This is a genomic window from Pseudomonas palmensis, assembly GCF_017848315.1.
Classification (GTDB): domain Bacteria; phylum Pseudomonadota; class Gammaproteobacteria; order Pseudomonadales; family Pseudomonadaceae; genus Aquipseudomonas; species Aquipseudomonas palmensis.
In genome coordinates this window covers 1-14,883 of the sequence record NZ_JAFKEC010000069.1, presented here as the reverse complement: position 1 = coordinate 14,883, position 14,883 = coordinate 1, and the positions used below count along the sequence as shown (strand labels likewise).

Genomic DNA, 14,883 nt, shown 5'->3' with positions numbered 1-14,883 from the left:
TGAATGCGCGCTACGCCAGTACCGCGTCCCAGTGCGTGGGGCGCGCACCTGCCTTTGCCTGCAGCGGCATCGTGCTGCGCACGCTGATGCCCAACCAGGCCGAGAAGTTCTGGGTGCCTGACGCCGCCGAAGGCACTGACATGCGCTTCATCTTTGTGCGCAAAGACCATGTGCCGACGACATTGGGCTCGGGCGCGGGGTTCTTGCTGTTTGATCGCTTTACGGCGCTGGCCCACGGCAAGCCGTACCAGGCCACCCAGCCAGCGGCCAACCTGGGCGAGGTGGTGGTGAACGGCTGGAATGCGCAGGCGCCGGGGCAACTCGCGATCCAGGGCGTGTTCTATGACCCCGGGCAAGCCGGCAGTCTGTTGCGCGCCCAGAGCAGCCAACGCGATTACTTCCAGGCCACCGGTACATGGCTGCCGCTACTGCGCTTGCAGCTTGGCGAACCGCAGGGGCAGGTCTTCGGCTTCAGTCAGCAAGACCAACTGGACAATGGCTACCGGGTGGCGGCACGGCTCAACACACGCTACCTCGACACCGGCAATGGCGACGACACCTGCCGGGGCAATCGGGGCGCCTTCTACTGCCGTGGTGTACTGCTGCGCACAACCGATGTCGGCAGCTTCCGTGCGTGGGATCCGAGCCCCGGTTCGGTACGCGGCAATGGCGTGTCCTTCAGTTATTTTCGCGCCGACAGCAAGGTGCTGCGTACCTACAAGCCGCAGGGGCTGGTGATACGCGAAGAAGCGGCGCCAGCGACCATACCCTTGTCTCTACGGTGCGTGTTCCCCTTCGATGGTGGCACTAGCGGGCGGGCCGATATGTGCAACTTCCGGCCTTCCTGCGCCTCAGTGGGGGTCGATTCGGCAGCGGCATGGTTGGCGCGCTACCGTGGCAGCCCGTACACAAGTTGTTGGTTCTCCCCGACGGCGCAAGAATTACGGGTGGCCAACGAGATCCGCCAACAGCTCACCGAATTTCATGGCTGGAATGAATTGATGGTCGCGGCCTGGCCCGCCGGTGCGCCGCTTGGATTGCCGCTTGAGGCGCTGCTCTACAGCACGGTCTCTTACGTGACGGGCAATGGCCTGGCAGGTGGCAAGCGGTTCCAGACCGACTACTTCGCCGATACGGGCCGTACCTTGCCGTTGCTTCAGTTGCGCCCGATGCCCACAGATGGACGCCTGTTCATCTACGACCCGAACGATCAGGCCCTTCGGTAATCGACGCGACAGCGGCCAACCCACTGCCCCTGGGCAAGCTGGAACGGCAGGACCAGAACGTCTGACCTGCCTGCCCCTTAACATTCTGCCTATGTGAGGGGCGCCGAGGCGCCCTCGTCGGGGCGGCAGGTGTCTACCCGCGTTGGCTAGTGGCCGCTTCGCTCAACAAGGCTTCTGTGGCCCCCCAGCCCAGGCAGCCATCGGTGATCGATACACCGTAGCGCAGGGGGGCCTTGCCCAGTGCCTGGCAACCCTCGAACAAATGGCTTTCGAGCATCATGCCGATGATCGAGCGGTCACCCTGCAAGCGTTGCTGCAGCACCTGATTGAACACTTGAGGTTGGCGCAGTGGGTCCTTGCCGCTGTTGGCATGGCTGCAGTCCACCATCAGACGTGGGCGGATGCCGGCCTTGTGCAGGCCCTGGCGTGCCTGCTCCAGGCTGGCGGCATCGTAGTTGGGGCCCTGGTGACCGCCGCGCAGCACCAGGTGGGTATCAGGATTGCCAAGGGTCTCGACGATCGCCGGATGCCCCTGGGCATCCAGCCCGAAGTGGCGGTGAGCATGCGCGGCACTGCGGATGGCGTCGCAGGCGATACCCACGCCGCCGTCGGTGCCATTCTTGAATCCGACCGGCAGCCCCAGGCCGCTGACCATCTCGCGGTGAATCTGCGATTCGGTGGTGCGTGCACCGATGGCCGCCCAGCTCAGCAGGTCATCGAAGTAGCCTGCTGCCATCGGCTGCAGCAGTTCGGTGGCCACCGGCAGGCCCCGTTCGAGCATGCCCAGCATCAGCTGGCGAGACAGCGCAAGGCCACCCTGCATGTCATCGCTGCCATCCAGGTGCGGGTCGTATGCCAGGCCTTTCCAGCCCACCGTGGTGCGAGGCTTTTCGACATAGGCACGCATCACCAGCAACAACTGGTCATCAACCTGGCGGGAGAGGGCAGCCAGGCGTTCGGCGTATTCGAGGGCAGCGTGGGGGTCGTGTAGCGAGCAGGGGCCGACAATCACCAGCAGGCGATCATCCTCGCCGTCGAGAATCGCCTTCACCGCCTGGCGGTGGCGCTCGACCTGGCCGCCAAGGGCGCTGGACAAGGGCAGTTGCTGCTTGAGCTGAAACGGGCTGGGCAGGCGCAGGTTGAGGCTACTGTTGGCTGCGACAGCCTGGGGTTGGGACAGGTTCAGGGCTTGGGTGGACGCTTGCATGGTCGGGTTTCCTTGGGCGGAAGGCGGGTTCGGTCCCGCGCCTTCGGCCCTAGCGAGATGTTCGATTTCGTGTCGGTGTTTGCGTGCCACCTGTACTGGACCGGTCGGAGGCGGCTGGCTGGCCCGAACGGCAGTGGCTAAATCGCCAGGCAAGGCTTTGGTAACGGTAATAGGTGCTGTGGTTCATGGTGCAATCCTCATCGATGTCGGTGGTGTACGGCGCCCAAAACAAAACCCCCGGTGGGCAGGGCCGACCGGGGGTTGAGTATTCTCGTGTTCGGCGGCCCTGGGAGTGGGCGCCGGTGTGGGTATCAGCGGCGCCTGTGGCTAAACCAATACCCAAAATAAAAGCCGCTGGCAGACAGTGCCGCGCACGCAGGCACAGCCGCCAGTTGCGATACGCGACCTGTGTGCAGTGCTTGAGTGAGGGAAATAGACGACATGCTGTGCTCCAGTTGATTGCCCGAGCTTACTTCAGGCGCGCAACTGGATGCAACTGGCAAATGGCGTTAGGCTTGCGCCCGATTGCTGGCACCGGAGCGTTGTCAGCGCACGCCGCACAGACGTGCATACCACCACATGGAGTCTCCCGATGCATGTGAACGACTACACATCGGCCATTACCACCCGCACCACCGGTGCAAGCCCCCTCCCTACCAGCCTTGGCATCAACCATGGCAACAGCAGCAGCGCCAGGGCCCTGAATGCCTACGCCGGCCAGGACACCAGCAGTGTCTCCAACCTGGCCCGTCAACTGGCCGCAAGTGCCACCCGTGCCAGCGAGCGCGATACCGGCCTGAGCCATTCGGCACTCGGTGCGTTGGCCAGGTCGCTGCTCGACAAGATTACCGGCGCTGCGTATTCGGCCAACAAGGCCGCCCACGACAAGGAAGTACCGGCCACCGATGACCCCGAGCTGCTGGCCCGGGCCGAACAGGCCACTGCGTTCGTGAACGCGACGCTGACCGTGGGCAGCAAGACCGTTGAAAACCCGTTCGCCGGCCTGTCGCGCGAGCAGCTGGCGCTGATCACCTACGATGACAGCGGCACCTTCACGGTCAACGAACGGCGCGCCGCGTTCGAGGAGACCACCCGCCAGGAGCAGGCGTGGCGTCGCGAGGTCAGCGACAAGGCGCAGCAGGAATACAACACCACCGGCCGCATGACGGACTTCTTCAAGCAAGTGCAGGCTCACTACAACAGCCTGCCGGCAATCGAGAAGGCTCAGTATCCGGCCGACTATGCGGCGCAGGTGCAACAGCACATCGATGCCGACATCAACTACAAGGCGCAGAACGCCAAGGACATGATCGTTCCCATGACCCTGGCCGAAACCCTGTTGACGATGGGGCCGGTGGGCAGCGGCAAGACCCTCGCGCTGCCCGGCGCCGGCTGATCAGCGCCGCAGATAGGCGGTAAAGTCGATATCGCCGGCACTGAGAATCGCCTGCACCCGGTTGTGCACGTTGAGCTTGCGCAGAATCGCCGAGACATGGGCCTTGACCGTGGTCTCGGCGATATCCAGGTTGTAGGCGATCTGCTTGTTCGACTCCCCCTTGGTCATGCGCTCGAGCACCAGCAACTGCTTGCGGGTGAGCGCCTGCAGCAGCTCCGGGGCAAAGCCTGCATGCTCGCTCTGGTTGCGCCGGCCGGTGCTTTTTTGCGTGCGGATGATGTCGGGCGGCAGGTACACGTTGCCGTTGAGGATCTGCTCGATGGCATCGGTCATCTGCGAGCGCGGCGACGACTTGGTGATGAACCCCACCGCGCCATAGGTGATTGCCTGCAGCACCACCTGTTTGTCCTGCTCGGCCGAGACGATCACCACCGGGATCGTCGGCGCCTCGTTGCGCAGGTTGATCAGCCCGCCAAGGCCATGCATGCCGGGCATGTTCAGGTCCAGCAGGATCAGGTCCAGGTCGTCATGCTGGCCGGTCAGGCTCAGGGCGCTGTCCAGGTCGGCGGTTTCCATGACCTCGCTGCCAGGGAAGCCGTCAGTGATGACGTTGTGGATCGCTTCGCGAAACAGCGGGTGGTCGTCGGCGATCAGAATCTTGTACATGGCTTTGCACCTTATTGTTGTGGTTGACCGCTAGGCAGACAGTAGTCAGGGGAATGCTTCGGGTGTCGCGGGGTGTACCGGCAGCCCGGCATTCTCCCAGGCATCCAGGCCATCACGGTACCAGTACAGCCGCGTGTAGCCCAGTGCATCGGCGCGCTTGACCGCATTCCAGCTCAGCCAGCAATCGGAGCGACAGTAGAAGACGACGGCACGCTGCTTGTCGCCATGGCTCAGGCGTTGCAGGTGGCGGCTGAAATAGCGGGCCCAGGCGTCGTCCAGCTGGCCATCGCCGGTGTTGGCCAGCCAGTGGCTGTGGGGGAGGTTGGCATGCGGCTCGCTGTCGATGAACCGGCCATGCAGCCAGGGGCGCTTGTACACGTCGATCAGCAACGGCGGGGGCTGCTGTTGCAGCAGAGCCTGCAGCTGCGCGGTATCGAGGGTCTGCGCCGGCGGCGCCTTATCGGGGGTAGGGCTGCGGTACAGGGTGGCGCGGTAGCCGTCGGCAGTGAACAGCGCCGTGTCGGCGCTGGCGGGCACCGCCAGGGTCAGGCAGGCAGAAGCGAACAAGGCACGCAGCAGCATGGTCGGCAGTCTCGTTTTTGTTATGCCTGGTATTACAGGCCAGTACTGGCGCTTTGTGAATGCGACCATCGACAGCGCGGGCAGTACCAAAGTAGTAGCGGCCGTGCTCGCCAGCGGCTCTAGCATGGGGTATAGCCACTACAGGAGTACTGCGCGATGGGCATCTTGCTGGTCGACGACCACCCGATGATCCGCCTGGGCCTGGCCCACTTTCTGGGCGAAGGGCTCAATGGCCTGCCAGTTCGCGAGGCCGGCAGCGGCGAAGAGGCCCTGCAGCAGGTGCAGGAGGAACTGCCCGGCCTGGTGATCATGGACTTCGACCTGCCCGGCATCAGCGGCCTGGAAACCACCCGGCGCCTGCGTCAGCGCCTGCCGCAACTGCGCGTGCTGTTTTTCAGCGAACACACCGAGCTGGGCCTGGTTCGCCAGGCACTGGACGCGGGGGCCTGCGGGTTTCTGTCCAAGGCGGCAGCGCCGGCGGTGGTGCTTGAAGCCGTGCGCCGGGTACTGGCGGGGCATGCCTACATCGAGCAACCGCTGGCCACCCAGCTGGCCTGCCAGCCGCACCCGGGGCAGGGTGGCGGCAATGCTCGCCTGCAGGGGCTGACCCAGCGCGAGATCGAAATCTTCCTGATGCTGGCCAAGGGCACGCCAACCCGGTTGATAGCCCAGCAGCTGTGCATCAGCGCCAAGACCGTCTCCAACTACCTGACCTTGCTCAAGAGCAAGCTGCAGGTCAGCTCCCATGCCGAACTGGTGCACCTGGCAATCGAAGCCGGCCTGCTGCGTATAGCGGCGTAGGCTGTGTACGCAGGCACCTAGTCCCAGGTGCTCGGGCAACCCTGGCAGCCTTCCATGTTGCTGTCCTGGAAGTTGGCGTAGTGCTGGCGAGTGCCGCGCAGGTCGGCTTTCTCCAGGTTGCTTTCACCGAACTTGGCTTCCTGCAGGTTGGCATCGGCCAGGTTCGCACCCACAAGGTCGGCCCTGCTCAGCCAGGTCATTTCCAGGTCGGCGGCTTGCAGGTTGGTATTGTGCAGCTTGGCGCCGGACAGGCGGGCAAACTCCAGGTAGGCGGCGCTGAGGTTGGCACCATTGAAGTTGGCGCCCTGGGCGTACATGCCCCAGGCCTGGACCGCGATCAGCGTGGCATCGGTGAAGTTGGCCACGCGCAGGTTGGTTTGCTGCAGGCTGGCACGGGTGAGGTTGGCGCCTTGCAGGTTGGCTTTCTCCAGGTTGGCCAGGTCGAGCTTGGCGTGACGCAGGTTGGCGCCACGCAGGTCGGCACCGGCCAGGTTCATCTTGCGCATGTCCTGGTTGTTCAGGTCGGCGTTCTGCAGGTTGGCGCCGGGGCACTGGCTTTCAGGCTGGATGATGCAGCCGTTGATCTTCAGCGGCTGTGGTTCCAGTTCGTCGTCGGCAGCAAAAGCCGGGGACAGGGCGACGGCGAGCACTAGGGGCAGATACTTCATGGGAATCTCCTTGGCAGTTTGAAAGCAGACGCGGGTCAAGCCCGCTCCCACAGGTTTGGTGATCCCTTGTGGTGGCGAACTTGACCCGCGAAAACGCTCAGATCAACGCTTGGCGGTCTTGGTATCCCAGGCCGGGATCTTGAACACCCAGAACGATCCACCCTGTGCCACCGGCTTGGTCAGCTCGGCCATGTCGCCACCCCACAGCGGTACTGCACCACCGTAGCCGACGGTCACGCCGATGTACTGCTCGCCATCCTGTTCCCAGGTGATCGGTGGCGAAACGATGCCGCTGCCGGTCTGGAATTTCCACAGCTCTTCGCCGGTCTTGGCGTTGAAGGCCTTGAAGTAGCCGTCGCCGGTACCGGTGAACACCAGGTTGCCCTTGGTGGCCAGCACGCCGGCCCACAGCGGCAGGCGCTCGTTGTGCTCCCACACCACCTTGCCGGTGGTGGGGTCCATCGCACGCAGCGAACCTACGTGGTCCTCGTACATGCGCTTGATGCGGAAGCCCATGCCCAGGTAGGCCGACCCTTTCTTGTAGTTGACCTCTTCGGTCCAGTATTCCTCTTTCCAGTGGTTGGCCGGTACGTAGAACAGGCCGGTGTCCTGGCTGTAGGCCATCGGGTTCCAGTTCTTGCCGCCCAGGAACGGTGGCGAGACTTCCACCGGCTTGCCCTTGGTTTCGCCTGGCAATGGCTTGGCCGGGCGCTGGCCTTCGTTTTCGACCGGGCGACCGGTCTTGAGATCGATGTGGCTGGCCCAGGTGATGTTGTCCACGAACGGGAAGGCGTTTTTCAGCTTGCCGTTGGTGCGGTCCACCACATAGAAGAAGCCGTTGCGGTCAGCGTGCGCGGTGGCCTTGTACTGCTTGCCGTCCTTGTCCTTGTAGTCGAACAGCACCAGTTCGTTGTTGCCCGAGAAGTCCCAGGCATCGTTCGGGGTGTGCTGGTAGAACCACTTGACCTCACCGGTGGTCGGGTCGACGCCGACCTGGCCCGAGGTGTACAGGCTGTCGAAGTCGTGCGGGTTGCCGTCCTTGGAGGTACGTGCCCAGGTGTTCCACGGGCCAGGGTTGCCGGCGCCGACGATGATGGTGTTGGTTTCGGGGTCGAAGCTTGCGCTTTGCCATGGGGCGCCGCCACCGTGGCTCCAGGATTCGACCTTGCCGGTCTCGGTGGTCGGATCGTCCGGCCAGGACGGCGCCTTGACGTCGCCGGTAGGGGTGCTGTCCTTGCCGTTCAGGCGGCCCATGTGGCCTTCGACGAACGGACGCATCCACACTTCTTCACCGGTTTCCGGGTCGCGGGCATACAGCTGGCCGACCACGCCGAATTCGTCACCGGAGCTGCCGTGAATCAGCAGCACCTTGCCGCTCTTCTGATCCTTGATCAGGGTCGGGGCGCCGGTCATGGTGTAGCCGGCGCTGTGATCGCCGAATTTCTTGTTCCATACCACCTTGCCGGTGTCTTTGTTCAGCGCGATCACGCGGGCATCGAGGGTGCCGAAGTAGATCTTGTCGCCGAAGATGGCAGCGCCACGGTTGACCACGTCACAGCACGGACGAATGTTGTCCGGCAGGCGATGGTTGTAGGTCCACAGACGCTTGCCGGTCTTGGCATCCAGGGCGAACACCCGCGAATAGGAGCCGGTGACGTAGATCACGCCGTCGTTGATGATCGCCTGGGATTCCTGGCCGCGTTGCTTTTCGTCACCGAAGGAGTACGACCAGGCCGGGGTCAGCTTGAACACGTTCTTGTCGTTGACCATGGCCAGCGGGCTCCAGCGCTGGGCATTGGTGCCCATGCCGTACTGCAGCACGTTCTGGGTGTTGAGGTGGTCGTTGGCGATGTCTTCCCAGGTCACCGGCTTGGCGTTGGCCGCCGGTGCCAGGGCCAGGCTCGAGACCAGCAGGACGGCCTGCACAGCCATGGACAGTGGGGAAAGCGCGGCGGGTAACGATCTTATTGTCATAGTGGGTGTTCCCAATGGAGGTTTTGTGCCTGCCTAGACTGGATCGTCGCCGCCTGCGCAGATACGGAAAAACTCCCGCCCTGAGCGGGAAAATGTCCCAGTCGGCGCATGATTTGGCACTGCCCCACAAGCCCTACTACCAAGGGAGTAGCACGCGACCACCAAAGCAGCATGGGGGCGCTGGAGTGCGCTTTCTAAGATGCCCGGCAGCACCCCGGTATCGCGAGGTGCCTGCGTGCAAACCGTACAGACAAAGCAGTCGAGGGCAGAACAATGACAACAGTGAAAAACGCCTGGATGAGCGCCGTGCTGATGGCCGGCCTGATGAGTACCGGGGCGGTGTTCGCCCATGGCAACGTGACCCCGTCGGCGGTCAACACCGGCACCCTGGAAAAACTCGGTGACGAGTGGCGTGAAACCAACCCCTACCGCAACGGCCCCAACCATGACGAGGCAGTGTCCATCGGCGCCTCGGCCTACAACCAGAACTGCGCGGCCTGCCACGGCCTGGAAGCCAAGTCCGGTGGCATCGCCCCCGACCTGCGCCTGCTGGACGAGGGCGAGGCGGGCGATGAATGGTTCGTGGAGCGGGTACGCAACGGCGCGGTGCGTGACGGGCGCGTGTACATGCCCAAGATGGCCGACTACCTGAGCCAGGAAGCGTTGTGGGCGGTGCGTACCTACCTTGACAGCGTGCACATCGAGGAATAGGCCATGCGCCGGGTACCGTTGCTGTTGGCCGCGTTGCTGCTGGCCGGCCCGGCCTGTGCAATACAGCCGGGTGCCGATCCGGTGCCGTCGGTGATGTGGGAGTTCTATCGCAAACAGTGGCTCCAGGATGAGCCCTACGTCTTTGATGAGCGCGTGCGGGTGATTGCCCCGCCATTCGCCGAGGACGCCCGACAGGTGCCGTTGCAGGTCGATGCCCGGGCGTTGCCGGGCAAGGTGCAGCGCATACTCGTGTGGGCCGAACTCAACCCGATACCGCGGGTCGTCGATTTCCATCCCGGCCCGCAGGTTCTGCCGTGGCTGGCTGTGCGCATACGCATCGAGCAGGCCACCCCGCTGCGTGCGGCCGTGTTGACCGATGACGGTACCTGGCACATCGGTTCGGGCCTGATCGATGCCGCCGGCGGTGGCTGCACGGCGCCCAGCGTGGTACGCAGCCAGCCCGGCTGGGAAGAGCGTCTGGGCCAGGTACTGGGGGCACGCTACCCGCGCGAAGCCTTCAGCCGCGTGCGCCTGGACGTGTCGCACCCGATGGATAACGGCCTGACTGGCGGCATCCCCGAATTCTTCATCGAACACGCCGAGCTGTTCGATGCCAAGGGCCAGTCGCTGGCCACCCTCGAACTGTTTCCTGCCGTGAGCGAGAACCCCAGCCTGGGCTTCGACCTGCTCAACCAGGGCGCTACCCGCCTGGTGCTGCGTGACAACAACGGCAACCAGTTCGACGCTGCCATCGAGTGAGGACCGTGATGCGAGCACTGTTGCTGTTGCTGGCGTGTGTCAGCCTGCCGAGCCTGGCCGACCTGGACTACCGCCTGGCGCCGCGCCAGATCGCGGCCGACACCTATGTGCTGGAGGGCAGCACCGAGCACTTCTCCCGTACCAACGGCGGCAACATCGTCAATACCGGTTTCATCGTCACCGAGGCTGGCGTGGTGGTGATCGACAGCGGTCCGTCGCTGCGCTATGGGCAGGCCTTGCGCAAAGCCATCGAAAGCGTCACCGACCAGCCGGTGGTGCAGGTGCTGCTGACCCATCACCACCCCGATCACGCGCTGGGCAGCCAGGCCTTTGCCGGTGTGCCTGTCGGTGCACTGCCTGGCACCACGCAGTTGCTGGAGGAGCAGGGGGATGGCCTGGCCGAGAACATGTACCGCATGGTGGGTGACTGGATGCGTGGCACCCAGGTGCGCCTGCCCGACCAGCCGGTGGCGGCGGGTGAGCGTGCGTTCGGTTCGCACCGGTTGCGGCTGCTGGCCTTGACCGGTCACAGCGGTGCCGACCTGGCGGTGTTCGACGAGAAGACCGGAGTGTTGTTTGCCGGCGATCTGTTGTTCTACCAGCGTGCGCTGACCACGCCCAACACCCCTGGCCTGGCGGTGTGGCTACAGGATCTGCAGCGGCTCGAGGCGTTGCCGTGGAAGGTGCTGGTGCCGGGGCACGGCCCGCTGGCCACGGACCGTGCGCCGTTTGCGCAGATGGTTGATTACCTGGGGTGGCTGGACAAGGTGATGCGTGAGAGTGCGGCGCAGGGGCTGGACATGACCGAGGTGATTGCCACGCCGATACCCCAGCGGTTTGCGGGCATAGCGTTGAGTCAGTACGAGCTGATTCGCAGCGTGAGCCATCTGTACCCGCAGTATGAGCGGCAGGTGCTCAAACGGGTGGATCGCTAGAAGGTCTGGGGCCGGGCCAACAAGGCTGACAGGCCATGGTGGCCCGGCCTCACATCAAACCGCGCCTTTACAACGGATAGTGCTTCAACTCCCGCGCAATCAGCATGCGCTGAATCTCGCTCGAGCCCTCATAGATCTGCGTGATCCGCGCATCGCGGTAGTATCGCTCCACCGGGTAGTCTTCCAGGTAACCATACCCACCATGCACCTGGATGGCCTTGGAACACACCCGTTCGGCCATCTCCGAAGCAAACAGCTTGGCCTGCGAAGCCTCGCTCAAACACGGCTTGCCCGCACTGCGCAAACGCGCCGCATGCAGTATCAACAACCGCGCCGCATTGAGTTGCACCTGCATGTCGGCCAGCAGGTTGGCCACACTCTGGTGCTCGTTGATCGGCTTGCCGAACTGGATGCGGTCACGCGAATACACCAGCGCCGCCTCGAACGCCGCGCGCGCAATGCCCAGCGCCTGAGCCGCAATGCCGATACGCCCGCCCTCAAGGTTGGACAGCGCGATCGCCAGGCCCTTGCCACGCTCGCCCAGCAGGTTGGCTGCCGGCACACGGCAGTTGTTCAAGGTCACCGCACAGGTGTCCGAGGCGCGAATGCCCATCTTGTGTTCGCTGCGATCGACCACGAAACCTTCGTTGTCGGTCGGCACCAGAAACGCCGACAACCCTTTCTTGCCCAGCTCCGGGTCGGTCACCGCAAACACGATCGCCAGGCCCGCGCGCCGCGCATTGCTGACGAACTGCTTGGACCCGTTGATCACCCACTCATCACCCACGCGCTCGGCACGGGTGCGCAGGTTGTGCGCCTCGGAGCCGGCCTGGGGTTCGGTAAGGCAGAAGCAGCCGATCACCTGGCCGGTGGCCAGACGCTCCAGCCAGGTCTGCTGCTGCAGGTCGCTGCCATAGGCGAGCAGGGGGCCGCAGCCAACCGAGTTGTGGATGCTCATCAACGCCCCGGTGGCGCCATCGCCGGCGGCAATCTCTTCCACCGCCAGTGCATAGGCCACGTAGTCGGTGTAGCTGCCGCCCCATTGCTCGGGCACCACCATGCCCAGCAAGCCCAGCTCACCCATCCTGGCCACCACGCCATCGTCGATCCAGCCGGCCTTTTCCCAGGCCTGGGCATGCGGGGCGATCTCGTTACGGGCGAAGTCGCGCGCCATGTCGCGGATCATGATCTGTTCTTCAGTCAGTTCCAGGTCTTGCATGTGCGTACTCCGGCCCTCACAGGCCTTCGAAGAATTGATCCACCCGCGAGCGTGAAAGCTCGGCGACGGTGGCGGGGTTCCAGCGAGGCTGCTTGTCCTTGTCGATGATCAGCGCGCGTACACCTTCGATCAGGTCGCCGTGCTCGAACCATTGCCGGTCCAGGTGCAGCTCCATCGCAAAGCAGTCCTCCAGGCTCAGGTGGCGCCCGCGGCGCAGCATCTCCAGGGTCACCGCCATCGCCAGGGGCGAGCGCGTGGCCAGCAGGTCGGCGGTCTTGAGTGCCCATTCGTGGCTGTCGCCGACGGTCACGGCACGCAGTTGCTCGATGATGCTGGCCACATCGGGCAACGCGAAGAAGTGGTCGATGGCCGGGCGCAGCGCAGCCAGGGGAGGGTTGTCCAGGGCCTGGGTGCCCAGCCTGGCCAGCACGCCCTGCAGGTCCTTGAGCGGGTGCTCGCTCCACTTGAGCGTGTTCAGGCGTTCATCCAGGGTGCTCAGCCTGGCGCTGTCGACGTGCCAGTCGGCCAGCCCGCAGTACAGCGCGTCGGCCGCCTGGATCTGCACGCCGCTCACCCCCAGGTAGGTGCCCAGTTCGCCGGGGATGCGCGACAGGAAATAGCTGCCGCCCACGTCCGGAAAGTAGCCGATGCCGGTTTCGGGCATGGCCAGGCGGCTGCGCTCGGTGACCACACGCAGCTCCGCGCCCTGGGCCAGGCCCATGCCGCCGCCCAGGGTAAAGCCGTCCATCAGGGCAACGATGGGATTGCGGTAGTGATGAATGCACAGGTCCAGCGCGTACTCCTCCACGAAGAAGTCGCGGTGCAGGCTGTCGCCTGCCTTGAAGCTGTCATGCAGCGAACGGATGTCGCCGCCGGCGCAGAAACCCTTGGGGCCTTCGCCACGCAGTACCACTGCGTGAACCTGCGGGTCGACGGCCCAGGCGTCGAGCTGCTGCTGCAGCTGACGCACCATCGGCAAGGTCAGGGCGTTGAGGCCGGCGGGGCGGTTGAGGGTCAGATGGCCTACATGGTTGCGTACGGTAGCCAGTACGTTGGTATCGACCGGGGAATGCGCTTGCGCGGTCATCGCTGTCTCCCTGCTTTGTTATTGATTTTCCACATGATTTGTCGCGCCGTGGAGATGAATTCAAGGATCGTCGGATCGTAACAGTGCAATTTTGCCCATTACAATCGACAAAACTGCAGTGCCTGTCTGCATTTTTGCATGGTGGTCTCGGCCATCCGGAGCGGGTGCTGGCACTTTAGCCTTGTGACACTGGCGGACACAGGATTAGTTCCCCGGTGCCTGGCACCTCGCGCCTCGCCAAAGCAGCAGCGCCTTGCCCCCAAGGCAGCGTAGGGCGCGCGGCGCCGCTTTTCGATAATCGCCTCCGACAACCGTCCACCCGTTTGCGGAGAGCGTCATGCACAACAATAAGAATGCCCATACACGTTTCCTGCCCTTGGTGGCGAGCCTTGCCGCGCTGGGCCTGACCCCGCTGGCCCAGGCCGAGATCATGCTGTACGACAAGGACGACACGACCTTTTCCACCGACGGCTACATCAACGCCTTCTACGTCAACAGCAAGGTCGACCGTGACGGCGAGCAGTTCGACCGTCGCCAATCCCGGGTCAAGATGGGCTTTCTGCCCAACTACCTGGGTTTCAACATGACCCGTCAGATCGACGACCTCAAGCTGGGCGGGCGCGCTTCGTTCTGGGTCACCATCAACGACAGTGAAACCAACGGCACCGACACGGCCATCGACGTGCGTCAGTTCTACGGCACCGTGACCAATTCGGAGTGGGGCGAGGTACTGATCGGCAAGGACTTCGGCCTGTTCGCCCGTTCCAACATCCTGCTCGACGAGCTGCTGGCCGGCTATGGCCAGGTCAGTGACACCCTCGGCCTGGTGGACGGTGGCGGTGTATCGTTCGGCAACATCGGCACCGGCTACCCGTACCCGTTCCCCACTGCGCAGATCACCTACCGCACCCCGGTGATGGATGGCCTGCGCATCGCCGTGGGCATCATGGACCCGGTCGATACCAACGATGACAGCGCGGTGGGCAAGGCCTACCAGAAGAATCCGCGCACCGAGAGCGAGATCACCTACCAGTTCGACCTGGGGGGCGCCAAGATCTACAGCTGGATCAACGGTGGCTACCAGACCTCGGACAACACCGACCACAACGTCGACTCGGTGACCTCCAAGGGCCTGGGCTATGGCGTACAGGCCAAGATGGGCGCCTTCTCGCTGACCGGTTCCGGCTTCACCGCCAAGGGCATCAACCCGTTCTTCACCAACAACGCCGGGGAAGCCACCTTGCGCGAGGTCGACAGCAAGGGCTACCTGATGCAGGGCTCGTACAAGTTCGGCAAGAACCGCCTGGCGTTGTCGTACGGCAAGACCAAGGACGACGGCAACGGCGCGGTCAACACCGGCGCCGACTACGAGACCCGCGGCATCGCGCTGTTCCGCGACATCAATGCCAACCTCACCCTGGTAGCCGAATACAACCAGTTCGAAATCCGCGGGCATGAGGGCAGCAGCCAGAACGAAGACACCGATACGCTGGCCCTGGGTGCCGTGCTGACCTGGTAAACCGCGTCGCCCCTTCGCTGGCAAGCCGGCGCCCACAGCGATGCCACTGTTCTTCACGTCAGTGGCAAACCTGTGGGCGCCGGCGTTCCAGCGAAAGGGCACCCCCCTTGCAAACCTACAACCAATGCCACCC

General features: G+C 64.0%; 14 protein-coding genes. 7 read left to right on the top strand and 7 right to left on the bottom strand.

Features of this window, described 5'->3' with window-relative positions; genetic code table 11:
• Positions 1–71 precede the first annotated feature (71 nt).
• Complete coding sequence (locus JZZ72_RS24600; RefSeq protein WP_210015306.1) at positions 72–1,226, top strand: hypothetical protein; 1,155 nt, start codon at positions 72–74, stop codon at positions 1,224–1,226.
• A 133-nt stretch (positions 1,227–1,359) separates the two neighbouring features.
• Here the strand turns inward: JZZ72_RS24600 and JZZ72_RS24595 are convergent, their stop codons facing one another.
• Positions 1,360–2,433 (bottom strand): 3-deoxy-7-phosphoheptulonate synthase, encoded by a 1,074-nt coding sequence (locus tag JZZ72_RS24595; protein ID WP_043860165.1) that lies wholly within the window; start codon positions 2,431–2,433, stop codon positions 1,360–1,362.
• A gap of 592 nt (positions 2,434–3,025) precedes the next feature.
• Between JZZ72_RS24595 and JZZ72_RS24590 the strand changes: the two genes are divergently transcribed.
• On the top strand, positions 3,026–3,829 hold the full coding sequence (locus JZZ72_RS24590) for a hypothetical protein (RefSeq protein ID WP_210015305.1): 804 nt from the start codon (positions 3,026–3,028) through the stop codon (positions 3,827–3,829).
• On the opposite strand, the gene JZZ72_RS24585 is transcribed toward JZZ72_RS24590, so the two are convergent.
• Entirely contained in the window at positions 3,830–4,495 is a 666-nt protein-coding gene (locus JZZ72_RS24585; protein WP_043860164.1) for a response regulator transcription factor, read from the bottom strand.
• A 45-nt stretch (positions 4,496–4,540) separates the two neighbouring features.
• The gene (locus JZZ72_RS24580; protein ID WP_123752672.1) at positions 4,541–5,077 is read right to left on the bottom strand and encodes a PQQ-dependent catabolism-associated CXXCW motif protein; all 537 of its coding nucleotides are present in this window, start codon (positions 5,075–5,077) and stop codon (positions 4,541–4,543) included.
• A gap of 156 nt (positions 5,078–5,233) precedes the next feature.
• Between JZZ72_RS24580 and JZZ72_RS24575 the strand changes: the two genes are divergently transcribed.
• Positions 5,234–5,878, top strand: a complete 645-nt coding sequence (locus JZZ72_RS24575; protein WP_043860162.1) for a response regulator — start codon at positions 5,234–5,236, stop codon at positions 5,876–5,878.
• 17 nt (positions 5,879–5,895) lie between these two features.
• Here JZZ72_RS24575 and JZZ72_RS24570 read toward each other — a convergent pair whose 3' ends face one another.
• Positions 5,896–6,546: a pentapeptide repeat-containing protein gene (locus tag JZZ72_RS24570; RefSeq protein WP_043860161.1), complete on the bottom strand. Its 651-nt coding sequence runs from the start codon at positions 6,544–6,546 to the stop codon at positions 5,896–5,898.
• 102 nt (positions 6,547–6,648) lie between these two features.
• Complete coding sequence (exaA, locus tag JZZ72_RS24565; RefSeq protein WP_043860160.1) at positions 6,649–8,520, bottom strand: quinoprotein ethanol dehydrogenase; 1,872 nt, start codon at positions 8,518–8,520, stop codon at positions 6,649–6,651.
• Positions 8,521–8,793: 273 nt separating this feature from the next.
• Here exaA and pedF point away from each other — a divergent pair, with 273 nt between their 5' ends.
• From pedF to JZZ72_RS24550, 3 genes are read left to right on the top strand one after another with little or no spacing between them, the layout of a single operon-like run.
• Positions 8,794–9,231 (top strand): cytochrome c-550 PedF, encoded by a 438-nt coding sequence (gene pedF / locus JZZ72_RS24560; protein WP_043860159.1) that lies wholly within the window; start codon positions 8,794–8,796, stop codon positions 9,229–9,231.
• A 3-nt stretch (positions 9,232–9,234) separates the two neighbouring features.
• The gene (locus tag JZZ72_RS24555) at positions 9,235–9,990 is read left to right on the top strand and encodes a quinoprotein dehydrogenase-associated SoxYZ-like carrier (RefSeq protein WP_054914531.1); all 756 of its coding nucleotides are present in this window, start codon (positions 9,235–9,237) and stop codon (positions 9,988–9,990) included.
• 8 nt (positions 9,991–9,998) lie between these two features.
• Positions 9,999–10,925 carry a quinoprotein relay system zinc metallohydrolase 1 gene (locus JZZ72_RS24550; RefSeq protein WP_210015304.1) on the top strand — a complete coding sequence of 309 codons (927 nt, stop codon included), beginning with the start codon at positions 9,999–10,001 and terminating at the stop codon, positions 10,923–10,925.
• A gap of 67 nt (positions 10,926–10,992) precedes the next feature.
• Here the strand turns inward: JZZ72_RS24550 and JZZ72_RS24545 are convergent, their stop codons facing one another.
• Together JZZ72_RS24545 and JZZ72_RS24540 are read right to left on the bottom strand one after the other, a co-directional pair.
• Positions 10,993–12,144 carry an acyl-CoA dehydrogenase family protein gene (locus JZZ72_RS24545; protein ID WP_043860156.1) on the bottom strand — a complete coding sequence of 384 codons (1,152 nt, stop codon included), beginning with the start codon at positions 12,142–12,144 and terminating at the stop codon, positions 10,993–10,995.
• A 16-nt stretch (positions 12,145–12,160) separates the two neighbouring features.
• Positions 12,161–13,231 (bottom strand): enoyl-CoA hydratase/isomerase family protein, encoded by a 1,071-nt coding sequence (locus JZZ72_RS24540; RefSeq protein ID WP_210015303.1) that lies wholly within the window; start codon positions 13,229–13,231, stop codon positions 12,161–12,163.
• 337 nt (positions 13,232–13,568) lie between these two features.
• Here JZZ72_RS24540 and JZZ72_RS24535 point away from each other — a divergent pair, with 337 nt between their 5' ends.
• Positions 13,569–14,750: a porin gene (locus JZZ72_RS24535; protein ID WP_043860154.1), complete on the top strand. Its 1,182-nt coding sequence runs from the start codon at positions 13,569–13,571 to the stop codon at positions 14,748–14,750.
• The last annotated feature ends 133 nt before the right edge of the window (positions 14,751–14,883 follow it).